This window comes from Solicola agrisoli (assembly GCF_049059935.1).
Taxonomy (GTDB): domain Bacteria; phylum Actinomycetota; class Actinomycetes; order Propionibacteriales; family Nocardioidaceae; genus JAURVT01.
The window spans coordinates 1-2,108 of the sequence record NZ_JBMGQR010000147.1; the positions used below are offsets into that span (position 1 = coordinate 1).

The following is a 2,108-nucleotide window of genomic DNA, read 5'->3' on the forward strand; positions in this document are numbered from 1 at the left end:
CACCTCGACATGGCCCGACCCGGCCCTCGGCTGGCCCACAGCGGTGGCGCTGGTATGCCGCACCAACACCGCCGGCCTCAACGCGGCCGGGCGAATGCTGCAGGAATGGGCCTCCAGATCCGTACCGGATCTTGACGTCGTCGCTCTGGTGGCCGTCGCTGACGCCCCAGGCCGGCTCCCCCACCTGCTGCGCCGACGTCTCGCCGAGACCCAGGCAGCGGTCCCACATCTGATCACCGTGCCCTGGCTGAGCCAGTGGCGCGAACACCCCTACGTCGCGGACCCGACCGCCTCAGCCGTCGCCGGCCGCCTCACCAACCTCGTGTCGGGCTCCGACGCCCGACCCAAGTCCACCTGACAGCACACCCCGAAGTCACCAGCAGGGAGAACTGACCATGTTCGATCGCATCACGACCACCGTCCTCACCGCCGTCCCCGACCCCACCCCGAGCGTCCCCGCTGACGTCGAGAGCAAGGTGAACATCATCCTCGGCGTCGGCATGTGGCTTGTCATCGCCGCTTGCGTCGCCGGCGTCCTGATCGCCGCCGGAAAGATGGCGCTCGCCTTTCGCCGCGGTGAGCTCGGCGAGTCCTTCGGCACCCTCGGCGGCGTCGCCGCCGCGTGCGTCTTAGTCGGCACCGCCTCGGCGTTCGTCGGCTTCCTAGTCTGAGGACCCCGCAGGCCTCAGATCACTTCACCTTCAGGAGCAGCGATGGCACCCGACCCCGATGGGCGCGCACTGACCCCCGTGCGTCTCACGATCGCCGCAGTGGTTCTCATCGCGATCGTTGCACTGGTGACGTTCCTCGTCGTGCGCAGCACCGACAGCGACACCGACGCGGCGTCCGAGCCGGCGACACCCACCGCCAGCAGCGCCCCGCCCGGCCCGAGCGACTCCGCCCCGTCAGCAGGCGAGACCTACGACTCTGCATGCGGCCTGCGCGGCGGCAGCCTCCAGGAACCAACCCAGCAACCGGACGACCTCACCTTCGAGCGCGTCGATGGCTGGGCCTACCCCATCTCCAAATCCGCCGGCCCCGGCCGCCGCGACCCCCAAGGCGCATGGTCCTGCTTCGCGCGCACACCTACGGGAGCTGTCGTTGCTGCCCAGGTCATTGGTCTTCGCGTGGGGCTAGCAAGCGATTTCAGCGCGGTGGTGCGCGCTCAGACGGTCCCTGGTGTCGGGCAGAACCAGTTGCTGCAGGCCGGGCAGCCCGAGGGCCAAGGGATCACTGATACCAAGGGCTTCGTTCTTGAGAGCTACTCGAACGACGAGGCCGTCGTCAGCTACTACTTGGTTCAGCAGGGAAGGTCGTTCACCTGTTCCCAGGAGGTTCAGTGGCGGGACGACGACTGGAAGCTGCGGCTCGGCTCTGACGGCTCGACCTCTTCCGGATGCGTCGAGAGTGCGCCCTCTCGCTATGTCCCGTGGGGCAGTAGCTAATGGCCTGCGACGCGTTCAGCCCGATCGCTTGCGCCGGCGAAGTCGTCAAGGGTGGGGTGAAGAGCGCTGCCGGCAGTGCAGGTGAGTCGGCAATGGAGGGTGTGGCGAACTTCTTCAACGAGGCCGCCGAGTGGGCGGTGAAGAATCTGACGGCGGCGTGGTTGAACGCTCCGTCGCCCGATGTGCAGTCGTCGGCGTCGACGACGAGTTGGCTGTCTGAGCGGTTGACGTTCTTCGTGCTGGCCGCGATGGTCGGTGCGTTCTTCGTGGCCGCCTACAAGCTGGCCACGTCGCCCCGTGCCGAGCACGTGCGCGATCTGGGCGAGACGCTGGTTCGGGTCATCCTCACCACCACGATCGCGGCGACGCTCATCACGACCGCCGTCGAGGTCGGTGACCTGTTCGCCGACTGGATCATCGCCCAGGCCGACGTCGACCTGGGCAACTCGGTGCTGACCAAGATCCCGAACCCGGGCTTGTTGCTGGTGCTGGCCCTGGTCATGGCCGTCGCGCAGCTGATCCAGCTGGTGCTGATGATCGTGCGCAACGCGATGATCGTCTACCTGGCGGCGGTGCTCCCGCTGGCCGCGGCGTCGTCGTCGACGGCCGCGGGCAAGCAGTGGTGGTCCAAGTCGATCGCGTGGCTGATCGCGTTCGTGCTCT

4 protein-coding genes are annotated in these 2,108 nt (G+C 67.8%); all 4 read left to right on the forward strand.

Annotated features, from left to right (window positions below; genetic code table 11):
- Nucleotides 1–358, forward strand: a 358-nt coding sequence (locus tag ACI6PP_RS23135) for a DUF6668 family protein (RefSeq protein WP_421114109.1), incomplete at its 5' end; no start/stop codon positions are given.
- 37 nt (nucleotides 359–395) lie between these two features.
- Nucleotides 396–671, forward strand: coding sequence for a conjugal transfer protein TrbC (locus ACI6PP_RS23140; RefSeq protein WP_421114110.1), 276 nt, complete (start codon nucleotides 396–398; stop codon nucleotides 669–671).
- A gap of 42 nt (nucleotides 672–713) precedes the next feature.
- On the forward strand, nucleotides 714–1,445 hold the full coding sequence (locus ACI6PP_RS23145) for a DUF8175 domain-containg protein (protein ID WP_421114111.1): 732 nt from the start codon (nucleotides 714–716) through the stop codon (nucleotides 1,443–1,445).
- Nucleotides 1,445–2,108 (forward strand): hypothetical protein (locus ACI6PP_RS23150; protein ID WP_421114112.1); only part of this gene is annotated, 664 nt, incomplete at its 3' end. The genes ACI6PP_RS23145 and ACI6PP_RS23150, both read left to right, overlap by 1 nt.